Consider the following 24,842-nt stretch of genomic DNA (forward strand, 5'->3'; position numbering starts at 1 on the left):
ACGCTGAAGTAAAGGATGGCAGTGTTTATGCCGATTAAAACCGACGAACTAAGAACGCAACCTGTTGACACATTGCCAACGCCAGCAGAAGTGGAAGCCGCGTTTCCGCTTTCTGATCATGTTGCAAACCATATCGCTCAAGCGCGTCAGCAAGCTGAAGATATTTTAGCTGGACGTGACAACCGCCTGCTTGTCGTCGTAGGCCCTTGCTCTATTCATGACCCTGAAGCGGGTCTGGATTACGCAAAGCGCTTGAAAGCCTTTGCTGATACCCATCGCGACACGCTGCACATTATCATGCGTACCTACTTTGAAAAGCCACGCACCGTTGTTGGCTGGAAAGGCATGATCAACGACCCTCGTCTAGATGGCAGTTGCCACCTACGTGAAGGTCTATTTAAAGCGCGTAAGTTCCTGCTGGATGTGAACGAACTTGGTATGCCAACTGCGACCGAGTTTCTCGACATGATCACGGGTCAATATATTGCGGATTTGGTTTCATGGGGCGCCATTGGTGCGCGTACGACTGAATCACAAATTCACCGTGAAATGGCATCCGCACTTTCTTGTCCTGTTGGCTTTAAAAACGGCACAGACGGCAACACGAAAATTGCAATTGATGCGATTCGCTCAAGCCAAACTTCACACCTTTTCTGCTCGCCAGACAAACAAGGTGTGATGACGATTTACCGCACCAGTGGCAACCCTTACGGGCATGTTATTCTGCGTGGTGGCCATCAGCCTAACTATCAGCGTGAGCACGTGTCTAAAGCGGCTGAAGATTTATCCGCTTTTGAGCTAACACCACGTCTGGTTGTTGACTTCAGCCATGCTAACTGCGAAAAACAACATAAACGCCAAATCGATGTGGCTGCTGATATTTGCCAACAGATCACTGATGGCGATACCTTTGTGGCAGGTATTATGGCAGAGAGCTTTATCGAAGAAGGCAATCAAGCCGTTGATAAAGACAAGATTGATAGCTTAACTTATGGTCAGTCTATTACTGATCCATGCTTAAGCTGGAACGATACGACGACAATGCTACAAATGTTGTCGGATGCTGTAGAAAAACGTAACAGCTAACGCGGCGAAAGCGCTAGCATCGTTACTCATATTATTAATTAGATAAACATCAGGAATACACTATGCCTTCTTTTGATATCGTGTCGGAAATTGACAACGTTGAACTAAGAAACGCCGTAGATAACTCAAAGCGTGAACTCGCTACTCGTTTTGATTTTCGTGGTGTTGAAGCCAGCTTCGAACTTAACAAAGAAGTCGTGAAAGTGTCTGCTGATTCAGACTTCCAAGTCACCCAGATGATCGACATTCTCCGTGGTAACTTGGCTAAGCGTGGCGTAGACGCTAGATCGATGGAACCAAAAGACGTGGTTCATACCGGTAAAACTTGGTCACAAGACGTCCACTTCAAGAATGGCATTGAAGCATTGGTTGCTAAGAAGCTGGTGAAAATGATCAAAGACGCCAAGATCAAAGTTCAGGCACAAATTCAAGGTGAACAAGTGCGCATTACGGGTAAAAAACGTGATGACTTACAAGCCGTGATGCAGTTGGCCCGTGAATCCGATCTTCAACCATTCCAGTTCGATAACTTTCGCGATTAATTGTCTTAACGATTTGTCGTAACAAATTGCTGCGATGGATTCAGTTGCTATTTCGTTTAACGAAACCGCGAACTGACATACCGCAGTAAACCTAAAGTCATATCGACTTAAATAAGAAAGCCACCTACCTCTCGGTACGTGGCTTTTTTGTTATTTCACATCCACAACTCGGCTTGCTTTCTTGTACTGCACGCGCCACCCATTCCATGAAGGTAGCTCCCAACGTTTTGGTCCATCTTTTCGATTCCCCGAAATATGATGAACAACAACGGTGCGCTTAAACTTGAAGTACTGTGCGTTTAATGTCAGTTCAGGCAATACCACCCGTAACGGATAAGTTTGGACAAAATCATCAAACTCCCATGAAGGGATGCCATCAAAATGCAGATCTTCATGGCCAATGAGTTCCATGTCGTCAACGGTCTCAACACCCAACTCAGACAGTTTGCCCTCAAGCCAGTCAGCAGCATTCACGGCAGGTAACGGTTTTTCCGCCATCAATTGTTGATACAAATTCCAGTAGGCTATTTGAGACGCGATGGTTTCCCCAACGCTTTCCATTAAAACGCCATCAAGGATCTGATTCGCTATTGCCTTGAGTAGGCTCGCCCCTTCCGCTTGATGCTCAAACTGGGCAATGACTCTACCCGCATACACTTGGTGGCGAACATCAAAGACGTCGCCGTTGCGTTCAACCTGCTCGGCGACCTCAATATCCCCGATGTTAGCATCCGCAAGCCAAGAGAAAGGTAATGGAGACATGCATGTTGCATAGGATATCGTTTGTTTAGCGCCCCTTCCGGCAAGATGGAATTGATCAAATACCAATGCTGCTTGAGGCTCTGGCGGGAAATCGCTGTCTCTACTCAGTACAACTTCACTGAACCCATTACCAAATGCCTGCTGGCGCTTCTCTCTTCTCACAAAGACCAATTCTGGAGCAATATCTATGATGTTTCGTAAAAATGATTCTCGCTGAAATCGGCTTGCCGCTTCCCATTGCGGTAGTTCAAACGCTTCACGCAAAGACACCGCCAAACGCCTTGCTTCATCTAGCCCAATAAGATCGACATCGATCTCTTCTGGCTGCTCTCCACGAAGCACAGCGATAGATGTGACAGCGTCACATAACGTAGCATTCCATGCTTTCACATTATCCAGCGCCAACTCACCCGCCTTTCGCTTCCACACAGACATGGGGGTTTGAAGAATCGCTACGAGATCACACATGGCTTCTTTATTGGATTTAGTCGCCATTCCCGAGATAAGGTGTGCGAACAAAGAATCAATTGGCAATGGATAAAGTAACTTACCATGATCAGTCACTGCACCATCGTCATCAATGGCACCCATTGTGATTAATCTGTCATGAGCAGAGCGTAATGATTTGTCAGGCAATGCGGAAAGAAAAGACAGTTCTTCTAAAGTGAATCCACAGCATGCTGACGCAAGCATGGTTTCAATCAAGTCTTCACGCTCTAGTTCCGGTGGCGTAAATGCCTCCAACGGTGAATGCTCCCCGTAGAGCCGTTCGCAATACCCTGCGCTTATCCTCCCTGCTCGCCCAGCTCGTTGCTTTGCACTGGCTTTTGATATTGCATGCAGCGCGAGTGCCGTTCGACCATTGCGTTGGCGGGTGCGCCTTTCCATACCAGAATCGATGACCGTTACGATGCCCGGAATTGTCAAAGACGTTTCAGCAACATTCGTCGCCAGCACAATTCGTTGGTGGTTCGCTTGGTTCAGCGCCCGCTTACGATCAGCGTCTGTGACAGATGCATGGAGTGGAATTACATCCGCACCATAGGTCGCAGCCAATCCTTTTAGCGCTGCGGTGCAGAGGTTGATTTCTTTTTTACCCGGTAGGAACACCAAGATATCACCGCCACGCGCCAGCGCAAGCTCCACTATCGGTTTCATCCGCGCTTCAAGCTGTTTGCCCGTTGGCATTAACTGACTATCGTTGCCATGATGACAAATCGTGACACCGTAACTATTTACATCAGCTTTAATCAGGTCAGCATCAAAATACTGACTAAGCTTTTCGCTTTCCAGCGTTGCTGACGTGATAATCAGCCGATGCGCATTGTGTTTGACCAACAAGGCCGCAAGTAAGTCAGTTTCTGCACGTAGCTCATGGAATTCATCGATCATTACTACGTCAAACGTGGCAAGTTTGTCTTCACTGAACCAACGTAATACCACACCCGGCGTAGCAAATACGATTTGGGTTTGATCATTAAAGCGATAATCAAACTTGATGGCGTAACCTACTTGTTTGCCCATTCGATCAGCTAACGATTCTTCTTCGTCATCACTTAGTGTATCTGCGACAAACCCAGCGAGAGAAGTACACGCAACACGCCTAGGCTCAATAACAAGTACTCTACCCAACTTAGATGCCCATACCGGTAAACGTGTCGATTTACCTGTTCCCGTGTCAGATTGAATGATCACGTTACGGTGCGCCAAAACGCTTTCAACCGCGCTTTGAATCGAATCAATAGGGAGATGAATGGCTTTGGAAGAAGTACTCTGAATGACGTTGGATTTGCTCATGAATTCAATACGAAGACGGTTTGAGTGGTAATGCTACTTATTGTACCTTAGAACACAAGTTATAACTCCAAGCATCCCAAAGATGCCCTTTCGCATCTTTCTGGGGATATGTGTCATTTCCCACCCACTGCCTTTGGTTTTGCTCACTGTTTCTGTGAACAACAGACGCGTTTATTGACAATGCACTTGAACCAACAGGCCCTATCCCTCTACTATTCACGTTCTGGATAATTATCCCAACGTCCAAATGACTGACATAACCAACTAGCCTGATATTGTTGAATCCTGCGTATTCAAGGTGCTTGGTTATACTTACTATTAAAATATCCTTCTGAAAGAGTTGAGTTGTCTCCTCCATGCATAATCAAAAGCGTCCTCTCTACATTCCATACGCTGGTCCAGCGTTGCTTGAAACACCGCTCCTCAACAAGGGCAGCGCATTCTCTGTTGAAGAGCGCATGTTCTTCAACCTAGAGGGGCTTCTGCCAGAAGCTATCGAATCTATCGAAGAACAAGCTGAACGTGCTTATAAGCAATATCTACGTTTTGAAAATGACATGGATAAGCACATTTACCTGCGTAATATCCAAGATACCAACGAAACCCTGTTCTACCGTCTTGTGAATAACCATATCAGCGAAGTGATGCCAATCATCTACACCCCGACGGTCGGTGCGGCTTGCGAGAACTTTTCTGAGATTTATCGTCGTGGTCGCGGGTTGTTTATCTCCTACCCTAACCGTTTCCGTATCGACGACATGCTCAACAACTCTTCTCGCCACAACGTTAAAGTCATTGTTGTGACCGATGGCGAGCGTATTTTGGGCTTGGGCGACCAAGGTATTGGCGGCATGGGCATTCCAATCGGCAAATTAGCACTGTACACCGCATGTGGCGGAATCAGCCCAGCTTATACCCTGCCTATCGTGCTCGATGTGGGTACCAATAACCCACAACGCCTTTCTGACCCAATGTACATGGGCTGGCGACACACACGCATCACAGGGCAAGAGTACGATGACTTCATTGAAGAGTTCATCCAAGCCGTTCAACATCGCTGGCCTGATGCACTGATCCAGTTTGAGGACTTTGCTCAAAAGAATGCAATGCCGATTCTGGAGCGCTACAAAGACCGTGTTTGCTGCTTTAACGATGACATTCAAGGCACTGCAGCTGTTACTGTTGGCTCGTTGATCGCAGCATGTAAAGCGGCTGGCACGAAACTCTCCGAGCAACGCATTACCTTCCTCGGTGCAGGCTCTGCGGGTTGCGGCATCGCTGAAGCGATTATTGCGCAAATGGTGTCTGAAGGGATCAGTGACAAAGAAGCACGCCAACGTGTATTCATGGTTGATCGGTGGGGCTTATTGATTGACGCCATGCCGAATTTGTTGGATTTCCAACAACGCCTAGTTCAGAAGTCTTCTGCCATCAAAGATTGGGAACTGGCTGATCAGAACATCTCTTTGGTGGATGTTGTGAAGAACTCGAAGCCAACAGTACTCATTGGTGTTTCTGGCGCACCAGGCTTGTTCAGCGAAGAAGTGATCAAAACAATGCACGAGCATTGTGAGCGCCCGATTGTCTTCCCGCTGTCTAACCCAACTAGCCGTGTTGAAGCGACGCCTTTTGATATCCTTCGTTGGACAAATGGTGAAGCGTTAGTGGCTACCGGTAGCCCGTTCGAGCCTGTGGTATTGGATGGCGGAAAAACCTTCACCATTGCCCAGTGTAATAACAGCTACATTTTCCCGGGCATTGGGCTAGGTGTGTTGGCGACGGAAGCGAAGCGAGTCACTGATGAAATGCTAATGGAATCAAGCCGAGCGTTAGCCGAGTGCTCGCCACTAGCAAAATATGGTCGTGGTCCATTGCTTCCACCGCTAGAGGAAATCCAATTGGTATCTCGTCACATTGCCCTAGCTGTTGCTAAGAAGGCCATTGAACAAGGCGTTGCGCTGGAGTTGACTGACGAAGCATTGCAAGAGCGTATCGACGCTATTTTCTGGCAGCCTAAATACCGTCAGTACAAACGTACGTCGTTCTAATTCCCTAGCGTTTAAACGATGATAAATAACCTCCTCTTCTCTTAGATAAGCGGAGGTTATTTTTGTTATTTTCCAACTTTTAGTTTAACCTTCTGGTTCCAAACTGGTTTTAGTGCCTTTCAAATTGTGATGTCATTTCGTAAAGCGTCAATTTTTGTCTCAATCATCATTACTGCTTCGCTACTGAGTATTGTGGCGATGGATCTCTGGGTCTCTTTTCAGGCAAGGGATCGAATTTACGACTCTATCGAAGCGACACCTTCCCGCAACATTGGTTTGGTATTGGGCACCAGTAAATACATTGGTAAGACACTGAACCCGTATTACACCTATCGCATTGAAGCGGCTCAACAGTTGTACATGAACGACAAAATCGACGTATTGCTGCTCAGTGGCGATAATGCACATCGCTCTTATAACGAGCCGTGGACGATGAAACGGGACATGCTAAGAGCCGGGATTCCCGATGATCGTATTTTTCTAGATTACGCGGGATTTCGTACTCTCGATTCGATCGTACGCGCGAAGAAAGTATTCGACGCCGATGAATTCACTCTGGTTACTCAAGCTTTTCATTGTGAGCGTGCGCTGTTTATTGCTGATTATTATGATATTGACGCAATTTGCTTAGCCGTTCCCAGCCCAAAAGGACTCGCAGGGCTTAAGATCCGCACGCGTGAAATTCTTGCCCGTGTTAAAGCGATTTTAGATATCTATGTTCTTAACGAACAACCCAAGTTCTTGGGACCCAAAGAGACCATTTCAACCTCAACTGAAACTGTCTCAGCAGACACTCTCCTCGACCCTCAGCAAACAGAAGACGAAAGCCTCGACGCACCCGAATAACAGCATCGCGCGACGACGTCTAAGCCCATTCGCACTGGTCATTGAATCACATCTGGTTACATTCCCTGACGTGTATGGGTAGAAACACACCCATAAAGAAATCACGCCCTCGCAGTTTTAAATACCCATGCAACATCTTGTTAATAATGTGGATTTGCGCTCTCTACAACTCCATTCACTCACGCAATAATGCTTTCGATTTCAGAAGAAAAACCCTACATAAAATTAGAGGAAGTCGATATGACAGCATTAACCCTTGCTTTCAAAAATTGGCTGTTTAACAGAAATAGCCTAATTCTCTTAGCCGACGTAGCACTGTTTGCTATTTTGATGAACGTTCTCCCTTACGAGAAAGATGTCGTTGTCGGTTTAAGCCTGCTTATTTTCGTTGCCATACTTTGGCTAACGGAAGCCCTGCACGTTAGTATCACCGCCCTGCTTGTTCCCGTCTTGGCCGTTGGCTTCGGTGTCTTTAATACATCCGCCGCACTTGCCAATTTTTCAAACCCAATTATCTTTTTGTTCTTGGGTGGCTTTGCGCTCGCCGCTGCGCTTCATACCCAAAAACTAGACCAAGCCATCGCCGATAAGGTGCTAGTGATAGCCAAGGGCCGAATGAGTGTGGCAGTGATGATGTTATTTGGTGTTACCGCTGGCCTTTCCATGTGGATATCAAACACGGCAACCACCGCGATGATGCTTCCTTTGGTGCTAGGTGTGCTGAGCAAAGTCAATGCGAAATCAGAACGTGGAACCTATGTGTTTGTGCTGCTTGGTATCGCATATTGTGCAAGTATCGGTGGTATCGCGACAATTGTAGGCAGCCCGCCGAATGCCATTGCCGCAGCTGAAGTTAATTTGAGCTTTGTTGATTGGATGAAACTCGGCCTGCCAATCACAGTGACCTTGTTGCCAATCACCATCGGTGTGCTGTATTTACTCACAAAACCGAACCTGAGCCATACCTTTGAGTTAAACCACAAACCGGTTGAGTGGACAAACGAGCGTCGCATCACTATCGCTATTTTTGCGCTTACCGTGTTCTGCTGGATATTCAGCAAACCTATTAATCAAATGCTGGGTGGATTGAGTAAGTTTGATTCCTTGGTCGCTATTTCCGCCATTATCTTGCTTGGCGCTTCTCGCGTCGTTAAATGGAAGGAAATCGAAAAAACCGCTGACTGGGGCGTGCTCTTGCTATTTGGTGGCGGTCTGTGTCTCAGCAACGTACTAAAAGCAACAGGCACCAGTGTGTTCTTAGCTGAAGGCCTAAGCAGCTTTCTGTCATCGGCAGGCATATTCTTTACGCTACTTGCTGTGGTCACCTTCGTGGTCTTCCTTACCGAGTTCGCCAGTAACACGGCAAGTGCTGCGCTGTTAGTGCCTGTATTTGCGACGGTTGCAGAAGCACTTGGCGTATCTCCTGTCATCCTTTCGGCATTGATTGCTGTCGCTGCATCATGTGCATTTATGTTACCTGTCGCGACGCCACCGAATGCCATCGTGTTTGCGTCAGGGCATATTAAGCAATCTGAAATGATGCGTGCGGGTATTTACCTTAACGTTGTGGCTATCATTGTGCTGTCTATCTTTGCGTGGATGTTCTGGTAACCACAATGCAGTAAGTTTCAATTAAACGACGCAGCAATTTAAAGTGGCCTTTTGGCCACTTTTCTTGTTTAACGCCTTATTTTACTGTTACCAAAGCGTCGCTTATTTGTTTCAGCCATGCTCAGACGTTAAACTGAGACCAACTCCATTAGAACAAGAGACCATCATGCCATTTGCCGAAATTGCGGGCTGGGGTAAATGTTTACCTCAGGCAGAGCTTACAAATAGTGACATCAGCACAATCATCGACACGTCCGACGAATGGATTTCCTCGCGCACTGGTATTAGCGCCAGACGCATCAGCCACGTTAATACTTCAGACATGGCTACCGTTGCAGCAAAACATGCGTTAGCAAGCGCAGGAATCAACGGCGAAGACGTTGACTTAATTATTGTTGCCACCTGCTCTCCTGACACACTAATCCCAAATATCGCGTCGAAAGTCCAGCTAGATATTGGCGCCAAACGCGCAGCAGCTTTTGATTTAAACGCAGCCTGTACGGGTTTCCTCTATGCGTTAGAAACTGCAACACGCATGATCCAAGCCGGCGCATATAAACATGCTGTTGTTATCGGTGCAGAACGACTAACGTGGTACCTCGATTGGAGTAAACGAGATACCGCCGTATTATTTGGGGATGGCGCAGGCGCCGTTGTTCTCAGTAAAACCGATAAAGAAGTCGGCTTACTTGATGCTCAATTGGGCTGTGATGCTGAAGGCCGTGATGTACTGGCCATTCCAGCCTTTGGTACTGCAATGCAGCGCTTTGAAGAAGACAGTGGCTATTTCAGCTTCAATTTCGTAGGTCGTGAAATATTTCGACGTGCCGTAAAAGGTATGGGGGCAGCAGCCAGCGCTGTATTGGATCGCGCTAACGCGACCGCCAGTGACATTGACCTTGTCATCCCTCACCAAGCGAACAAGCGCATTATTGAAGCGCTTTGCGACCACGCTAAGATTCCGTTAGACAAAGCCTTCATCAATATACACAAATACGGAAACACCTCTGCTGCTACCATTCCTATCGCGCTATGTGAAGCCGTTGAAGAAGGTCGTGTGACGCCAAATAGCACCTTACTGATGGCAGCGTTTGGCGCAGGGTTAACTTGGGGCGCAGGTATGATTCGTTGGGGCGATCGTGTCACTCCACTGACAACGTCAGACGCGGCATTGCCCGAGCCTGAAACATCGGCACTGGGGCTGCTAGAAAACGCCGTCAAACATTGCAAAGAGAATGCCGAGAAGAACCAATAGCGCTCTCACAATTTCAGAGTGCCATTAGTTCAAGAGTCAAAGCGGCGCTCTCGATAAAGAAAAAGCAGCGATAATGAACTGACCCCCAATAGTTGGACAACCAATTATTGGGGGTCTTTTTATGTCTAAGTACAGTAAATCACATCAAGCATCAGCGGGTATCAGCGATTCGGCGAATACCTCTACTCGATTTCTACCACCGTTCTTCGCGCGGTATAGTGCGTCGTCGGCGTCAGCAATCATCGCAGCAATGCTCGCTTGGCGCATCGAAGAAACACCGATACTGCACGACAGCAATTCACCATGAGGCCAAGTCGCCGCTTCAAACGCCCAACGGATTTTTTCAGCTAGGAATGATGCTTGTGCTAAGTTCCGTTTCGGACAGAAAATTACAAACTCTTCTCCTCCCCAACGTACGATCACATCGCTACCTGAAGCGGATTCTCGCATGATGTCTGCAGCCAACACGAGTAAACGATCCCCCATGTCATGTCCGTAGGTATCATTCACGTGTTTAAAGTGATCAATGTCCAAACACAACACAGTACAACTTCTGTCTGCTCGTGACGTAATGCGTTCTTCAAGCGCTTCGTATATATCTAGACGATTTCGTAACCCTGTCAGCGCATCCGTCGTTGCTAGCACAGACAAGGTTTCACTTTTCTGCTTCAAAGCCACGTTGATGGTTCTGAGTCGCTCTGCGCGGGAGCGCTCCAGCTTATACGTCAGCCGACTCTGTCGGTACTTCAGAGCAAGAATAACTACCACTACAACAAGCCACAGAGAGGTAAGCCCTCTAAACAGTTGTGATTCAGACAACCAAAGCCCTTCAAAACGCAGGCTTTTGATTTCCAATCGATGGTCACCAAATACCGGAGTGCTGCTGGTCGCTATCTCTACAAGCGGCACATTGTTAAGTTCTGGCCCAGAATGCTTCAATGCCAAATCTCGGCCGGCTATCCACCATGACAACACCTGAAATGCTTTCAGTGGCAGCGTGTATTCAGACATTGTTTCGCTAGGGGTATATTCCAAGCCATTAAACTTAAGAGATACGGGATCATCGACAGTGGAGTACGCTGGATTATAGTTACGAAGGTAAACACGTAAGCGCTCGTTGGGCTTGGGCGCGATATAAGACGCTTCAATGACCAATGAATGGTAATGCGTTAAGTCGACACCTTTCGTCACATCATCGCGAATGCTGATTGCGACTTCACAAAAAGGCCATTGATACGCCCTACCCAAGGTGCAACCTAATACCACGTTGCCAGAATCATCTGTTGTTACATCACCTTGAGTGTCTCCTCCCATCGGCGTGTCATCAATATACCGGTAGGTTAGCTCTGTCGGTGACAACACATATGTTGATTTCGCGCCACCAGCATAAAACCATATAATTGAAGCAATAGAAAAAAATACGAGCGTGAACAGTACGATCAATGTTCTCGACGAGGATGCACTAGAAGTCACAGAATCATTCATCCAATTATTATTAACACCAATCTTCACAGGGAGTTCGTAAATGCCTCAATACAAAAAGGGAAACCAAGACGCCATCGCTTAATGAATACAGAAAAGGCATCAATACGATGCCTTTCAATATCAGCCCGACAGCACTATATATTCAGGAAAGCAGCGCCGCGGACACCGCCGGAATCGCCGTATTTTGCTTTGATAACTGTTGGTGGGTTGGCGATGGACAACAGGTACTTAGGTAAACGCTTTGGCATCTCTTCATAGATGTAATCGAAGTTTGATAAACCGCCACCAAGAACAACCACGTCAGGGTCAATACCTGTAAACAATCCGCCAAAGACCATGGCGAGCATCTCTATGTACTTGTCGACGAATTCAGCATCGCGTTCAACGCCTGCTTTAAAGTCAGAAATAATATCGATCGCTTTCTTATCTTCACCGTGAAAATGCGAATACAGCATTTCGAAACCACGACCTGATAGATAGTTATCAATACAGCCTTTCTTCTCACAACCACATTCGAAGATCGGCGCGTTATCACCTAGGTGCAACCATGCGTCGATAGGCATACGCATGTGGCCAAGTTCGCCAGCCACATTGTTTTTGCCTGAAAGTACTTTGCCATTAACAACGATGCCGCCACCAAAACCGGTGCCGAGAATCAACCCAAGGACAATTTTCTCGCCCTGCAGTGACTTGTCCCATGCTTCTGATAGCGCAAAACAGTTTGCATCGTTATTTAGCGCGACCTTGCGTCCGATTTTTGCTTCTAAATCAGCGCGAAGTGTTCTTCCTTTCGCTGCCGGAACATTGACCGTTAATACCGATCCATCTTCGGCTTTTTCAATACCAGGAATACCGAGGCCCACAGTGCCTTCACACCCCAACTCTTGGTCATACTTAGCCACCAAGCTTGCAAGTGTTTCGATCAACAGTGAGTAGTCGTCCCCTGGCGTGGGCACGCGTTCCGACGCAACACGATTCAAATCGCGATCAAACGCGCCAAATTCAATTTTTGTCCCACCCACGTCAAAGCCGTAATACATCCTTTACTCCATTGTTCCTAAACTAAAATCTATAATCTGTCCGAATTATCCCTGTTTCAAACGCTTGGGAATGTGATTAAAGACAAAATAACCTTTCGTGTACGTTGCTGACTACTGTGATTATGAGCGGTAAGTCGCATTAATTTGTCCCACAATACCCAAGCAACCTGAAAATGCAGGATTCAGCGAGAATCTTCAGGTTACTTGGGTATCGGCGGGGCGAATCTCTCTAAACTTCTCCAATGCACCGGGAATGGGAAGGCTGCGTTGCTTCTTGCCGGTTATATAGTGCTCACGAAACACATCAAACCAAGCGTCCAGACAAGCCGATGCTTCTTTCTCTCCAGCCAATTCAAGCACTCTCGCGGCCACTTCTGCCGTCGCTAGTTGACATTCACCAGCCGCTTCTCGCATCTGATAACGAGATTGCGCATCAGGCTTGATGCTAAGCACGGGAATAGTATCGAGCCAAGGGCTTTTGCGGAAAATCTTTTTCGCCTCGCTCCATGTTCCATCAATCATGATGAACAAAGGGCGTTTCCCTTCTTGAAGTACAGGTTGATTGACGACACGCTGCTCTTCCGCATATTGCTCAGGGAACACAACAAAGGGTTGCCAGCTAAGGTCATTGATAAGGGCCAGCATCTCTTCATTAGGCTGCTTACGCGACCAAATATAGGCATAAGTGTCTTTGACCGTATCTGCAATCAAACGCCCTGTGTTACTTGGCTTCAGTACTTCATCGTCATACATGACCAGCAAGAACCCAGCGTGTGTCGCCAACGTGCGTCTTTCTGCACAGATACAAAGACGTTCAACCACCATGCAATGAATACAACGAACGACACTGGCACCTCGCGCACGAAAAGGCTTCGTGGACTGGGCTAAGCGTTGATCATAAAGTTGATGAATTGAATGGAAGTTCATTGAATGCGCCTAAAGAGAATAAAGGCGCATTTTAATCAGAGAATGGTTCGGTGCAACCACAAGTTGGTGATTGCACGAAAACAGGTGTCAGGCGTCAGCCACCGATTAGGCGTAGTAACCTATGCGCACTCAGAAACAGCGGCGTCAAATAGGTTCTTAACAAGGCCAATATACTCTTCGAGTACATTGATTTGAGCATAGGTCGGTTTTTGCTTCCATACCGAGCTCAGTATCTCTTCCAAATCGGCAACAACTTTATCTGCTTCACTCATCACTTCAAAGCGAAGTGCTTGAGGCATATCTTTGTTTTGGTCACAAATTGCCATGATTTGACTGGCGACCAATTCATGAACAAGATCTTCAATGGTTTCAGAACCGACTTTGTCTCCAGGCGCAGAAAACGAACCCAAGTTTTCAACAAAATACTCGATCAAAGCCTCATATCCACTCGACTCAACGACCATCTATTTTCTCCACTACGTAACTTCTTTGGTTCAATTTTATTGCGCTGATTTGAAAATTGATACCAATAAATTCGTCACATGTCACTTATTTGAATCATAGCGCTCACAACCTAAGCATGCGTACTACATTATAAGTTCATGTTCTCTGAGTGGGTGTTCATAGCCTCAGTTATCCACCAGATTTCACCTGCATTCATAGCGGCGAGAAACGCTTAAAAACATACAGCCCGCACTTAAGGACAGAGTGCACTTCATCAAGGATTCGAGATGTCAGATAAGCAAATTCAGCGCGCGAACCAATTTCCTTTTTCAAAAAGCATTGTCGGCAAGGTCGGATTCATCATGGCCATGATGACGCTTTGTGCCATGTTACTTTCCGTTTCTACCTATGTGATGCATGACAGTGCGAGCACCGACACCACCAACACCAGTCAGTTGGAAATTCCAAGCGCCCTTTTGTCCGTTTCTATGCTGCGGTATGCAGGTGAAATGAATCGAAGTATGTTGAGTTATGCCCTGGGGCAAGACGGCGCGCTGGACACTTACTACAAGAAAAAGAACAAGTTTGAAGTATCACTCCTTGAACTGCGCAAGATTCATCACGGTAACACAACACACCTTGAGCAAATCGAATCAAACTTTGAAGCCTTCGTTAGCAAAATTGAAAATGACGTGATCATGCATTACGACCCACAGAGAGAGAAGTGGGCCATGAACGAAAAGCGACTGATCAAGGCACAGTTTGGCGTTGAGTTTTTCCGAATGATCAGCCAATTCCCAAATCAGACTCAACTCCTTACGCCGCGAGTGCAGATTGAAAGAGAGTACACAATTAAACTCCTCAAAGAAGAGGCGGACGACATGATGACGTCTGTCTTTTTCTATCTCAACGGAGAAGACAACCAAATCCAAAAGTTCGATGAAAACTCCGTATCCTTTGATCGCCATATCGCGCAATTAAAAGAAACAACCATCGACTCAAAAGAGTTGAGCGCGCTCGATAAGATCCAATCCCTAAACGAAGCACTCGTGGTTCGCACTGCGCGTATTTTTAATGAATATGAGCCGTTAAAAAAAGAACAAGCCATTCAGTCTTTAAAAGCCATCAACAACCTTGAGTACAAAACGCTTGAATCGTCATTGACCGAGTTCTCTAGGGACGCCAGTTTCAGCGCCGCCAACTCAATGGCCAGTTTGAACAATGTGCTAAAAAACAACCAAATATCCTTCTTTGCCCTATTCGCCATCATGTCATTGGTCAGTATCGTTTTAACTGTCTATATCTACAAAATGGTGACTCAGCCAATCGCTCGACTCGCGGATACAATGAGAAACTTAGCGGACGGTAATACCGAAACCCCTATTCCATATAAAAATAGGCCTGACGAAGTCGGACAGATTTCGCATGCGCTAAGCTCTTTTCGTGATCACATCATTTCGCGTAATCAGGCAAGAGAACAATTGCTCTATCAAAAAGAATTGGCCGAATCCGCCTCAAAGACCAAAGCACAGTTTCTTGCAGCAATGAGCCATGAAATTCGTACGCCAATGAACGGCGTCATCGGTATGATAGATATACTTCGTCGCTCCAAGCTAGATACAACGCAATTAGGCGTTGCCAACACAGTGCGTGATTCAGCCCTTTCACTGCTTTCCATCATCAACGACATTCTCGATTTTTCCCGTATCGAAGCCGGAAAGATGCGTATTGATGACGTGCCATTTTCCCTTCGTAACATTGCCGAACAAGTCATGGACAACTTGGCCACTGAAGCCAGTGACAAAAATGTATCTTTGACGCTTTATGTCGCACCAACGGTGCCCTCCTCCTTGTCAGGCGATCCAACTCGGATAAGACAAATTCTGTTTAACCTGATGGGCAATGGCATCAAATTTTCGGGTGGGCAACCGCATCGTGGCGAAGTGCAGGTATGGATTCGAGACCAATCGGACGATGAAGGTAGCTCGTTGGTGTCCATTGAAATTCGAGACAATGGTATCGGTATTAGCCCGGACAAACTCGAAGCGATATTCATGCCATTTACACAAGCGGAATACTCCACCACTCGACGATATGGCGGTTCGGGCTTGGGCCTTGCGATTAGCCAGAACATCGTGTCATTGATGGGCGGTAACATCAGAGCAGAGAGTGAAGAAGGTATCGGCTCCACCTTTACCGTTACATTCAAACTTCCGATCGCGAAAAATATCAACACGCCGAGTTGTTGCAACATTGACCTGCTCAATCAAGCCGCTGCATCGTTGAACAATCTTATCTGTGTTAACACGTTGGAAAACGGCGCACTTAAAGTGGGTATTGATAATTACCTACAGCAGATGAACATCTTGAACCATAGTCTTTCGGTTGAATTGCTCCACCAGCAGAAATTTGAGAGAGACGATGTTAAGTACGTCATCATTTGTCGTGACTATCTCCAAACGAAGCAGCTCATGCCGCCATTCATCTCTACCAACGCTGATATTCGCTACCTCGAATTGGACATGACACTCCCCGTGCATCGCTACGGCGGTATCGATGTGTTTGCCATTTATGCGTCTCCGATGAAGCTATCCACCCTTCTGAGTGGGCTACGCATTTGCGTGGGGTTAGAAAGCCCTGACTATCCTGCACTTGATACCACAGCCCGTGAAGCATTTATGGAACGTTCAGACCAAGATAACGGCACCATATTGGTGGCGGAAGATAACGTTACGAACCAGACTGTCATCAACAAGCAGCTAACCTACCTTGGATATAACGTCGTCATGACCTCCGACGGCCTAGAAGCACTGCGCGCCTATCGAAAGCAATCCTTCACACTCGTCCTCACTGACTGTCACATGCCTAATATGGACGGCTATGAATTGACTCAAGCAATTCGTGTCGTACAAAAGGAGCGCAATGAATTCGTGCCTATCATCGCACTCACGGCCAACGCCCTTGTGGGCGAAGCCGAACGATGCATAGAAACTGGCATGAATGATTTCATTGCCAAACCTGTCGAAATTGACGTTATACAGCGCGTTCTCAGCAAGTGGTGTTCAAAAAGCGAACCCTATTCGGATGTTGCTCTGCGACCACAATCGGACCAACACACAATGGAAGACACTCCGTTGGAATTGACAGTCACTACACCAACGCAGACCCAGACACAAACGCCAACGCCAACGACGGTTGAACTTGAACCTAGCGTGCTCGACAAGCTGTTTTGGGGTGACAAGGAAACCTATTGTGATGTTCTCGGTGAGTACGTCAAACACTGCGTGCCGGAGCTTAAAGACCTCGCTGTCTCGCACGCCCCTTACGATTTCGAAAAAATTAAAGCCTCTGCACATAAATTAAAAACCTCTTCTCGCAGTATCGGCGCCTTTGATTTGTCTGACCTATGTGTGTCATTAGAACAAAGCGCTAACACCAACGATGAAAACGTTGAGTCGCTGCTATTCGCTTTGGGAGAACAACTTGAAGGCACCATTCGCGCCGTAGAAACAAAAAGAGACGACCTACAAGCCGAGCTTGATTATGCAAAAGCAGACACACCTAACACGTGAGAACTCAGCAGGTTTCCCGTTTTAGTGCCAAACTTGACGAGATAAATCTAAAAAAACTAACGAGCGAGCCACATATGAGAAAGACGAAAGTTGTCACAACAGAAGATATTCTACTCAAGCTTTGTCAGTCAGTGACTGGCGTACTTAGCAAAGCAACAGACTCATCGGTTCATCACTCTGCCATGGTGCAGAAGATCACTAAAACCAGTTTGAAGCCCGACTTTGGTTGTTTTGTGTTGTTTGACGGCGGATTTTCTGGCCTTGTTGTCATCAATTTTGATGCTAAATCTGCGCTTGAGCTGTACAAAAAGTACATGTCAAATATGGGTATGCCCGAAGAAGAGCTTGCTACGCTGCATACATCCGATGAAGTGGCAGACGTCCTTGGTGAGCTGATGAATCAGATCGTGGGCGATTTTACCGGCAAGGTGAAGCGTTCTTTGCAGACGAACATTACGCAGAATCAACCCAAGATGATGGCCATTAACAAGAACATTAATGTCACGGTTGATAGCAACATCGAACGACCACAAGCGCGCAGAGTGAGCTTCAGCACTGAAGACAACAATATTTTCTATCTTGAGCTGGCAATGGAACGCACCGAGTTCATTCAGCTCGAAGAGTTCGAAGAAGCCGAAGAGATCAACCCCGATGCGATCTTAGAAACTGAGGTTTCCAACAAGCTGAATGGGAAAGACGCAAAATCCGGCAAGAAACAACCTGAAGATGAAACAGATTCTTTGATGGACGATCTCGGCATCTAAGCCCCAATTCAAGTGATAAACACCGATAAATCTAGATACCTTCGTGGCGGTTTCCCGCCACTATCGACTGCCAGCTTGGCGTCGCTTCAATAACACCAAGGAGCCTAGGTTAATGCTTGTGAATGAAAATTGGTTTGAAGATATACAAACTTGGTATCAACAAGGCCGCAGCGCGAGCTATCAAGAACTTGTGACGATTATTGCTAACACCCCCAGTTTCCTATTTACGCCCCCTATCGATGATCGTCAAAGTGATGCCATTGCCTATTTTGTTGACGGTTGTGATAGGTTACAGCGTCACTATGAAAGCGAAGGAAAAGTCGAAGAAGCGTATAACTACATGCAGTTTTGCTATGCCAAGCTTCAAGCACTCGCGACTCATGCTGAGGTAGAGAAAGACGTTAAAAGATGGAGCCTTAAAAAGCTCGATACGATCATCGTCTCGATGATGGAGTTTTGTCAGCAACAGCACGACAACGCATGGCTAAAAGAGAGTGAGTTACTGGTGGAATTGCACGTTGCATTTATGCAAGGTCAAAATGGATTGAACCTCTATCAATCACGCCGCTCTTTGCGATAGAGAAAAGCCACGCCTTTTACAAACAACGTTATCCATTCGACATACTCTTTACGACATTTTCAACACGAAGAAGAGCCGACATCAGTGTCGGCTCTTTTGTCTTTCATTATTTGTATGAGCACATTCGCTTCAGGCTATGACTCACCGCTTATGTTGTCAGTGATGTCTGCTATGCCGCTTGCGGTGCGGCTTGCGCCTCTTCACGTTGCTTCAGCGCCGCATATACAACGCCCGTAACAATCGTACCCGCCGCAATCGCGCCTAAGTAAAGCAGCACTGGTGTAATCGCATTTGGAATGAACAACACAAAGATACCGCCATGAGGAGCCATGAGTTTGGCACCAACCAGCATCGATAACGCACCTGTTAACGCTCCACCGGCAATACATGCTGGGATAACTCTCATTGGGTCACGTGCCGCAAATGGAATGGCCCCTTCTGAGATAAAGCAAAGACCAAGCACAAACGATGCCTTACCCGCTTCACGCTCTTGCATTGAAAACTTACTTCTCGCCAACAGCGTCGCTAACCCCATACCCATCGCAGGTACCATGCCCGCAGCCATGACAGCGGCCATCGGCGTGTACGTTTGTGACGCTAACAAACCAACACCAAAGGTATAGGCCGCTTTGTTAACCGGGCCGCCCAAATCGAAGCACATCATTGCCCCGAGAATCACACCAAGTAACACGGCGTTGGTCGAACCCATGCTGTTCAAGAACTCGGTCAAACTGTTCATGACGCCAGCAACAGGGCCACCCACCACAAAGATCATCACTAGACCGGTGATCAAACTCGCCACCAATGGAATGATAAGAATCGGTTTCAGGGCTGCCATCGAGTCTGGCAATTCCACTTTATCAGCAATGAATTTCGCGGTGTAACCCGCCAAGAAGCCCGCCACAATACCGCCAAGGAAACCAGCGCCTGTAGAGCTTGCAAGCATACCGCCGATCAAACCTGGCGCTAAACCAGGGCGATCTGCAATTGAGAAAGCAATGAAACCCGCCAGCACCGGAACCATGAGCGCAAATGCACTTCCGCCGCCAATTTCCATCAATGCAGCAGCAAGTGTGCCTTCTTCTTTAAACGCTTCGATACCAAATACAAAAGACAGCGCAATACACAGCCCACCAGCAACAACCAATGGCAGCATATGCGAAACGCCTGTCATCAAGTGTTTATAAGCGCCAGTACGTTCGTTTTTGTTCCCGCCACCAGCTTTGGCTCCAGAATGTATATACAATTCCGCTTGCTCAAAAGACTGATTTAATTCTTGTTTTGTTTTCTTGAGTGCCGCGCCAGTGCTAGTACGGTAAACACGCTTTCCGTCGAAGCGAGACATATCTACTTCGATATCGGCAGCAATAAACACCAAATCTGCCTGCGCGATTTCCTCTTCTGTCAGTTGATTCTTCGCACCCACCGAACCACGAGTTTCAATCTTCACCAACATGCCTTGCGCTTTGGCTTCCTCTTCCACCGCTTCTGCGGCCATAAATGTATGCGCAACACCTGTTGGACACGCTGTAATACCCACAATGCGTTTTTGCGCTTGCGCTGACATGTCTGATTCTGATGCGACGGCACTGTGTACATAGACACTCGCGTTTTCCGCAGCATGTTTGATTAAATCGGTCGCATTGGCATAGCATTCTTCTAAAGACGCTTGATAGACATTCTTACCATCAAAACGCGCCATACCAGAAACAGTACCCACCGCAATGACCACGTCAGCGGATTCAATGTCTGACTCAGAAACTGTTTCCACGGCTTTAACGGTGTTTTGACACTCAATCACAGTGCTCCATTTCAACGCAGACGCTGCTTTTTCCAACAAACCAGCTGCAATAATGGTGTTTGCGACGCCACTTGGGCACGATGTAATAATTACGGCTTTCATCTCTCTACCCCTGATTGATTATCGGCGGATAACGATTCGATACAAATTTCATTTTGAATAGCGGTTACTTGGTTAATATCAGAGACACCAACATTGATCTGGGTGACAGCCAACGCAGACAAGGCGGTGGCAAAACGGAGCGACGCTTCTTTTGTCCATTGATTGAGTTCCGCCCAACACATGCCCGCGACCAGGGTATCTCCAGCCCCCACGGTGCTAACCACTTCCATCTTCGGCGGCTGGCTTGCTAACCATTCTCCCTCGCAGCACCAAAGCACCCCGTCAGCACCCCGTGAAATAACAACATTTTGAATGCCCGTAGCTGCCAACGCTGCGCCAGCGTCAAGCAGTGACTGATAGTCGGTCAACTCTCTACCCGCCCACTGCGATAACTCTTCATCGTTAGGTTTCACCAACCAAGGGGATGCTTTTAGCCCCTCAACCAAGGCGGCATTGCTGCTGTCAAAAAAGACTTTCTTTCCTTTCTCGCGCAACGCGGAAATCCAACCGTGTAAATGCTCAGGAGTCACCCCGACAGGAAGGCTACCTGCAATCACAAACAGATCATTGGTTTCAGCCAGTTCAAACAAGGTGTTCTCAAAAGCGTGTAGCGCAGCGGAATCTACGGTGACGCCAGGGAAGTTCAAATCTGTTACACGGCCAGTATCTTCAACCAACTTCACGTTGATGCGAGATGCACCCTCAACACGAATAAACTGGTCATTGACCCCAAGTTGCTCAAACAAATGAGCAAATGGGTCTTGGTTTTCCGCGCCGAGAAAGCCCGTTACCGTGACGTTTGCACCAAGTTCGGCAAGTACCTTTGCGACATTCACACCCTTGCCACCGGGGTTAAGGTTCGAAGCATCAATCAGGTTCACGAAACCTGCTTTCAGTGTTCCCATGCTTCCAGTCATGTCTAAAGCGGGGTTTAAGGTGACAGTCACGACACCGTTACTATTCATCATCATTTAACCCTCACCTAAACCGTTACTGATGGCCTCGCCAATCGCATCTATGGCTTGCTGCGCATCAATACCATCCGCGGTAAATTCCAGTTCGTGTCCATGTTTCACACCTAACGCGATCACTTTCATCAAGCTCTTGGCATTCACTTGCTTGGCGTCAGTGCTGGCATTGGATACCCAAATCTGTGACTCATATTTTTTCGCCACACTCACCAACATCGCGCCTGGGCGTGCATGTAGGCCATGCGCATTTTTGATTTTGTACGTTTTGCTAATCCCAGCCTGTCGCAATTCCGTCAGCGCTTTGATCACATCACCGGAAGACTTTGCATACACATCTGCCACACTTCCATTGAACAGAAGCGCACTGAGGTTATTCATGATCTCAACATGCGCTGAGCCTGATGCCGCGACGGTCATCAAGCCTTTTACTGGTTTACTGTTCAATTCGAACGGCGTTGCCACTGAAATGAAAGACAGCGCCGGTTGATTAACCCCCAAGACAGAAGACGACAACCAAAGGCCCTGCCCCAAATATGTGGCAGGTTTCGCCAACACATCGGCAATAAATGCATCGTTGACGGCTTTTGCATTCTTTAACTTGCCCGCACTCACAGCGATCAACGAAATGACATCAGCGGCGGGAAACTCAATGGTGATAACAGAATCATCCAGTAACAGTGTTTTTTGATTGCCACCATTCAATACCGTAAGCACATCGTCAGCGGAATCTGCCTTTTTCAGCGCGTCTTCTACGTCGTCTGCAGACAACACATGCGTGAGTTGCTTCAATATCCCCAAATGTTCATCAGATTTTGCAGCGATGCCAATGGCCAGATACACAGTGTTGCCATCGCCCCAATCAACGCCTTCAGGAAAATGATGGATTTGAACACCGGTTTTGTTCACCAAATCTCGCGTATCAGTCGTGCCATGTGGAATCGCAATACCATTGCCAAGAAACGTCGAATTTTGAGCTTCACGCGCCAACATGCCCGTCTCATAGCCTTCAGCGACAAGGCCTTTGTTGACTAAATCTAGGGCGATGCCCTTTATCGCGTCTTGCTTGGTTATTGCGTGTTTGCCTAAGAGAATATCGTTTGGTGTCAGTTCCAACATGTTGCTACCTCGCCGTTTGGTGAATCATTGTCACCCACTGTTACGTGTCTCAGTGATGTCTGGTTACTTCAAAGCTGAATCGTTTCAGCATTGAAGTAAAAAAATGGGTTTCGCGCACATTTTTAAACATGCTGAAACCTTTCAGCTATTGATGCTGAATCCTTTCAGCCTATAATGCAAAGAATGATGATGATCCAATTTGCGTTTTTTGATCACGCGCACAACTTGCTTACCACGAGCACGACAACGGGCATAAGAAACCATGAAGCTAGATGAAATTGCCAAACTGGCGGGTGTTTCACGTACCACGGCAAGCTATGTCATCAACGGGAAATCGGCCAAGTATCGCATTAGCGAACGAACCCAGCAGAAAGTCATGGCCGTAGTGGACGAACATAACTATCGCCCCGATCATGCCGCCAGCGCACTAAGAGCAGGCACGAGCCGATCCTTTGGCCTAGTTATTCCTGACTTAGAAAACACCAGCTATGCAAAAATCGCCAAGCTACTGGAACGAGACGCTCGACAGGCTGGCTATCAATTGATCATTAGTTGCTCTGATGACAACCCAACCACAGAAATGCAGGTTGCCAACACTCTACTCAATCGAAAAATAGACGCTTTGATTGTTGCGACCTCCTTACCCGCAGACAATAGCTTTTACCCTGCCATTCAGGCTTCAGGCACCCCGGTGATCGCCATTGACCGTGCGCTGAATGACGAAGATTTCGCGTGTGTGATCAGTGAAGATTTAGAAGGTGCCTTTGCGTTAACTGAGAAACTGCTTGATGGCGAGATCAAGTCTGTTGGGTTGATCGGTGCTGTCCCAGAACTAGGGATTTCACGAGAACGCGAACGTGGTTTTATTTCAGCGGCTAACAAAGCTGGTGTCGCCACTCAAGTCATTAACGGCGAACAGTTCAGTCAAGAAGAAGGCAAACGATTAATGCTTTGCTGGTATGACAATAACCTCTTGCCTGACGCCGTTGTCACCACGTCTTATGCGTTGTTTGAAGGCGTGCTTGATGCCATTCTTGTTCACCCAGAGATTGCGACCAGAACACGATTCGCTACCTTTGGCGATAACCGTATGCTCGATTTCATTCCGATGAAAGTCCACTCATTGCCTCAACAGTTTGAGCTTATCAGTGAGCATGCATTAGAACTCACGCTAAATGCTATTTCAGGCCGCTACCAACAAGGCGTTGAGGTTGTGCCAAGAAAACCGAAATGGCGAAGCTGACTTAGCCAGTCGCAATGAGCGAGAAAACAAAAGAATGAACGAGTGAATGGCCGATAACGGTACAGCGTTCGTTTACGCAAATTGCCGATGTTCTATACGGATTTGGGCTTCATTCGATAACAAATGCGCAAGGTAGCGGATTAAGCTCACATTTTTAGGAAAAGACAAAACACTTGCTGGTATACTCCCCCACATCAAATTAATGACAGATGAACGCCTTAAAGCAGGCCTTTTGATTTGGAAGGCACCTGAACAAGGCATGTTTGAAAAGGCAAAGCCATGAATTTAAAAACGACCCTGCAAGAAGATAACGCAAAGCTTGATTTGTGCCGCCGTCAGCTAGATGTTGCTAACGTGACTAAAAACCATGAAGACATCGAAACGCTGACTACTCAGATCAATGAGCTGACGATGAGAATCTCTGACACCAAAGCGAAGCTGCAAAGCCAGCTTAGTGAAAAAGCACAGAAAATCGTCGCGTTGAAGTTCAACCGTGCATTGTCAAAAGCTGAACAAGCAGACATGGGCAAGTTGAAGAAATCTGTGCGCGGTTTGATGGTTGTGCACCCGATGACAGCATTGGGTAAAGAAATCGGTGTTGAAGAAGTAACAGGCTACGCACACAAGCCGTTCTAATCACACGAGCATCTTAAACAGTGAGAATCCACTTAGCCGCGAGATCCTACTTCGCAGCTTGGTATTCTCACTGTTCATTCCGCTACACTAAGAGCACGACTGAACCACATCCTCGATAATCTTGTGTCCAATAGCGACAAAGCCATAAATTACACTCTTTTATTGACCTGCCTCGACAAAAATATCTGAAACTCTCACCTTCGCTCTCTGCTTT

Annotated in this window: 19 protein-coding genes; 11 read left to right on the plus strand and 8 right to left on the minus strand. The window is 47.1% G+C overall.

The window, feature by feature from the left end:
• Positions 1–27 precede the first annotated feature (27 nt).
• Positions 28–1,086 (plus strand): 3-deoxy-7-phosphoheptulonate synthase, encoded by a 1,059-nt coding sequence (locus Q365_RS0123305; protein ID WP_028025623.1) that lies wholly within the window; start codon positions 28–30, stop codon positions 1,084–1,086.
• Between the two features lie 62 nt (positions 1,087–1,148).
• The gene (locus Q365_RS0123310) at positions 1,149–1,628 is read left to right on the plus strand and encodes a YajQ family cyclic di-GMP-binding protein (protein WP_028025624.1); all 480 of its coding nucleotides are present in this window, start codon (positions 1,149–1,151) and stop codon (positions 1,626–1,628) included.
• A 150-nt stretch (positions 1,629–1,778) separates the two neighbouring features.
• Here Q365_RS0123310 and Q365_RS0123315 read toward each other — a convergent pair whose 3' ends face one another.
• Positions 1,779–4,187, minus strand: a complete 2,409-nt coding sequence (locus tag Q365_RS0123315; protein ID WP_035025635.1) for a helicase-related protein — start codon at positions 4,185–4,187, stop codon at positions 1,779–1,781.
• 356 nt (positions 4,188–4,543) lie between these two features.
• Here Q365_RS0123315 and Q365_RS0123325 point away from each other — a divergent pair, with 356 nt between their 5' ends.
• The 4 genes from Q365_RS0123325 to Q365_RS0123340 all read left to right on the plus strand — a co-directional run bounded on the left by Q365_RS0123325 (position 4,544) and on the right by Q365_RS0123340 (position 9,947).
• The gene (locus Q365_RS0123325; protein ID WP_028025627.1) at positions 4,544–6,235 is read left to right on the plus strand and encodes an NAD-dependent malic enzyme; all 1,692 of its coding nucleotides are present in this window, start codon (positions 4,544–4,546) and stop codon (positions 6,233–6,235) included.
• A gap of 129 nt (positions 6,236–6,364) precedes the next feature.
• A complete protein-coding gene (locus Q365_RS0123330; protein WP_028025628.1) occupies positions 6,365–7,081 on the plus strand; it encodes a SanA/YdcF family protein in 717 nt (238 codons plus the stop codon).
• A 240-nt stretch (positions 7,082–7,321) separates the two neighbouring features.
• Complete coding sequence (locus Q365_RS0123335) at positions 7,322–8,692, plus strand: SLC13 family permease (RefSeq protein WP_028025629.1); 1,371 nt, start codon at positions 7,322–7,324, stop codon at positions 8,690–8,692.
• 166 nt (positions 8,693–8,858) lie between these two features.
• Positions 8,859–9,947: a ketoacyl-ACP synthase III gene (locus tag Q365_RS0123340; protein WP_028025630.1), complete on the plus strand. Its 1,089-nt coding sequence runs from the start codon at positions 8,859–8,861 to the stop codon at positions 9,945–9,947.
• Positions 9,948–10,091: 144 nt separating this feature from the next.
• Here Q365_RS0123340 and Q365_RS0123345 read toward each other — a convergent pair whose 3' ends face one another.
• The 4 genes from Q365_RS0123345 to Q365_RS0123360 form a co-directional block, all read right to left on the minus strand.
• Positions 10,092–11,420 (minus strand): GGDEF domain-containing protein, encoded by a 1,329-nt coding sequence (locus tag Q365_RS0123345; protein ID WP_245621602.1) that lies wholly within the window; start codon positions 11,418–11,420, stop codon positions 10,092–10,094.
• 146 nt (positions 11,421–11,566) lie between these two features.
• On the minus strand, positions 11,567–12,472 hold the full coding sequence (gene nagK / locus Q365_RS0123350; protein WP_028025632.1) for an N-acetylglucosamine kinase: 906 nt from the start codon (positions 12,470–12,472) through the stop codon (positions 11,567–11,569).
• A gap of 195 nt (positions 12,473–12,667) precedes the next feature.
• A complete protein-coding gene (locus tag Q365_RS0123355; protein WP_028025633.1) occupies positions 12,668–13,399 on the minus strand; it encodes a tRNA-uridine aminocarboxypropyltransferase in 732 nt (243 codons plus the stop codon).
• Positions 13,400–13,518: 119 nt separating this feature from the next.
• Positions 13,519–13,863: a DUF3802 family protein gene (locus Q365_RS0123360; RefSeq protein WP_028025634.1), complete on the minus strand. Its 345-nt coding sequence runs from the start codon at positions 13,861–13,863 to the stop codon at positions 13,519–13,521.
• Positions 13,864–14,130: 267 nt separating this feature from the next.
• Here Q365_RS0123360 and Q365_RS0123365 point away from each other — a divergent pair, with 267 nt between their 5' ends.
• The 3 genes from Q365_RS0123365 (at position 14,131) to Q365_RS0123375 (ending at position 18,759) form a co-directional block, all read left to right on the plus strand.
• Positions 14,131–17,415: an ATP-binding protein gene (locus Q365_RS0123365; protein ID WP_028025635.1), complete on the plus strand. Its 3,285-nt coding sequence runs from the start codon at positions 14,131–14,133 to the stop codon at positions 17,413–17,415.
• Between the two features lie 74 nt (positions 17,416–17,489).
• Positions 17,490–18,179, plus strand: a complete 690-nt coding sequence (locus Q365_RS0123370) for a DUF3334 family protein (protein ID WP_028025636.1) — start codon at positions 17,490–17,492, stop codon at positions 18,177–18,179.
• Positions 18,180–18,291: 112 nt separating this feature from the next.
• The gene (locus Q365_RS0123375) at positions 18,292–18,759 is read left to right on the plus strand and encodes a hypothetical protein (protein ID WP_028025637.1); all 468 of its coding nucleotides are present in this window, start codon (positions 18,292–18,294) and stop codon (positions 18,757–18,759) included.
• Positions 18,760–18,928: 169 nt separating this feature from the next.
• Here the strand turns inward: Q365_RS0123375 and fruA are convergent, their stop codons facing one another.
• Genes fruA through fruB form a run of 3 tightly spaced genes read right to left on the minus strand, consistent with a single transcriptional unit; the run spans position 18,929 to position 22,749 of the window.
• Positions 18,929–20,662 carry a PTS fructose transporter subunit IIBC gene (fruA, locus tag Q365_RS0123380; RefSeq protein WP_028025638.1) on the minus strand — a complete coding sequence of 578 codons (1,734 nt, stop codon included), beginning with the start codon at positions 20,660–20,662 and terminating at the stop codon, positions 18,929–18,931.
• Positions 20,659–21,627, minus strand: coding sequence for a 1-phosphofructokinase (gene pfkB / locus Q365_RS0123385; protein WP_028025639.1), 969 nt, complete (start codon positions 21,625–21,627; stop codon positions 20,659–20,661). The genes fruA and pfkB overlap by 4 nt, the downstream gene beginning before the upstream one ends.
• Before the next feature lie 6 nt (positions 21,628–21,633).
• Positions 21,634–22,749 carry a fused PTS fructose transporter subunit IIA/HPr protein gene (gene fruB, locus Q365_RS0123390; RefSeq protein ID WP_028025640.1) on the minus strand — a complete coding sequence of 372 codons (1,116 nt, stop codon included), beginning with the start codon at positions 22,747–22,749 and terminating at the stop codon, positions 21,634–21,636.
• Between the two features lie 262 nt (positions 22,750–23,011).
• Here fruB and cra point away from each other — a divergent pair, with 262 nt between their 5' ends.
• The gene (gene cra, locus Q365_RS0123395; protein WP_028025641.1) at positions 23,012–23,992 is read left to right on the plus strand and encodes a catabolite repressor/activator; all 981 of its coding nucleotides are present in this window, start codon (positions 23,012–23,014) and stop codon (positions 23,990–23,992) included.
• Between the two features lie 279 nt (positions 23,993–24,271).
• On the plus strand, positions 24,272–24,628 hold the full coding sequence (locus Q365_RS0123405) for a YibL family ribosome-associated protein (protein WP_028025642.1): 357 nt from the start codon (positions 24,272–24,274) through the stop codon (positions 24,626–24,628).
• The last annotated feature ends 214 nt before the right edge of the window (positions 24,629–24,842 follow it).

Origin of the sequence: Enterovibrio calviensis DSM 14347, from assembly GCF_000621165.1 — a bacterium.
In the GTDB taxonomy this organism is placed as follows: domain Bacteria; phylum Pseudomonadota; class Gammaproteobacteria; order Enterobacterales; family Vibrionaceae; genus Enterovibrio; species Enterovibrio calviensis.

Coding starts and splice junctions, on each gene's coding strand:
- Q365_RS0123305 (WP_028025623.1), top strand. CDS start 28: ATGCCGATTAAAACCGACGAACTAAGAACGCAACCTGTTGACACATTG.
- Q365_RS0123310 (WP_028025624.1), top strand. CDS start 1,149: ATGCCTTCTTTTGATATCGTGTCGGAAATTGACAACGTTGAACTAAGA.
- Q365_RS0123315 (WP_035025635.1), bottom strand. CDS start 4,187: ATGAGCAAATCCAACGTCATTCAGAGTACTTCTTCCAAAGCCATTCAT.
- Q365_RS0123325 (WP_028025627.1), top strand. CDS start 4,544: ATGCATAATCAAAAGCGTCCTCTCTACATTCCATACGCTGGTCCAGCG.
- Q365_RS0123330 (WP_028025628.1), top strand. CDS start 6,365: ATGTCATTTCGTAAAGCGTCAATTTTTGTCTCAATCATCATTACTGCT.
- Q365_RS0123335 (WP_028025629.1), top strand. CDS start 7,322: ATGACAGCATTAACCCTTGCTTTCAAAAATTGGCTGTTTAACAGAAAT.
- Q365_RS0123340 (WP_028025630.1), top strand. CDS start 8,859: ATGCCATTTGCCGAAATTGCGGGCTGGGGTAAATGTTTACCTCAGGCA.
- nagK (WP_028025632.1), bottom strand. CDS start 12,472: ATGTATTACGGCTTTGACGTGGGTGGGACAAAAATTGAATTTGGCGCG.
- Q365_RS0123355 (WP_028025633.1), bottom strand. CDS start 13,399: ATGAACTTCCATTCAATTCATCAACTTTATGATCAACGCTTAGCCCAG.
- Q365_RS0123360 (WP_028025634.1), bottom strand. CDS start 13,863: ATGGTCGTTGAGTCGAGTGGATATGAGGCTTTGATCGAGTATTTTGTT.
- Q365_RS0123365 (WP_028025635.1), top strand. CDS start 14,131: ATGTCAGATAAGCAAATTCAGCGCGCGAACCAATTTCCTTTTTCAAAA.
- Q365_RS0123370 (WP_028025636.1), top strand. CDS start 17,490: ATGAGAAAGACGAAAGTTGTCACAACAGAAGATATTCTACTCAAGCTT.
- Q365_RS0123375 (WP_028025637.1), top strand. CDS start 18,292: ATGCTTGTGAATGAAAATTGGTTTGAAGATATACAAACTTGGTATCAA.
- fruA (WP_028025638.1), bottom strand. CDS start 20,662: ATGAAAGCCGTAATTATTACATCGTGCCCAAGTGGCGTCGCAAACACC.
- pfkB (WP_028025639.1), bottom strand. CDS start 21,627: ATGAATAGTAACGGTGTCGTGACTGTCACCTTAAACCCCGCTTTAGAC.
- fruB (WP_028025640.1), bottom strand. CDS start 22,749: ATGTTGGAACTGACACCAAACGATATTCTCTTAGGCAAACACGCAATA.
- cra (WP_028025641.1), top strand. CDS start 23,012: ATGAAGCTAGATGAAATTGCCAAACTGGCGGGTGTTTCACGTACCACG.
- Q365_RS0123405 (WP_028025642.1), top strand. CDS start 24,272: ATGAATTTAAAAACGACCCTGCAAGAAGATAACGCAAAGCTTGATTTG.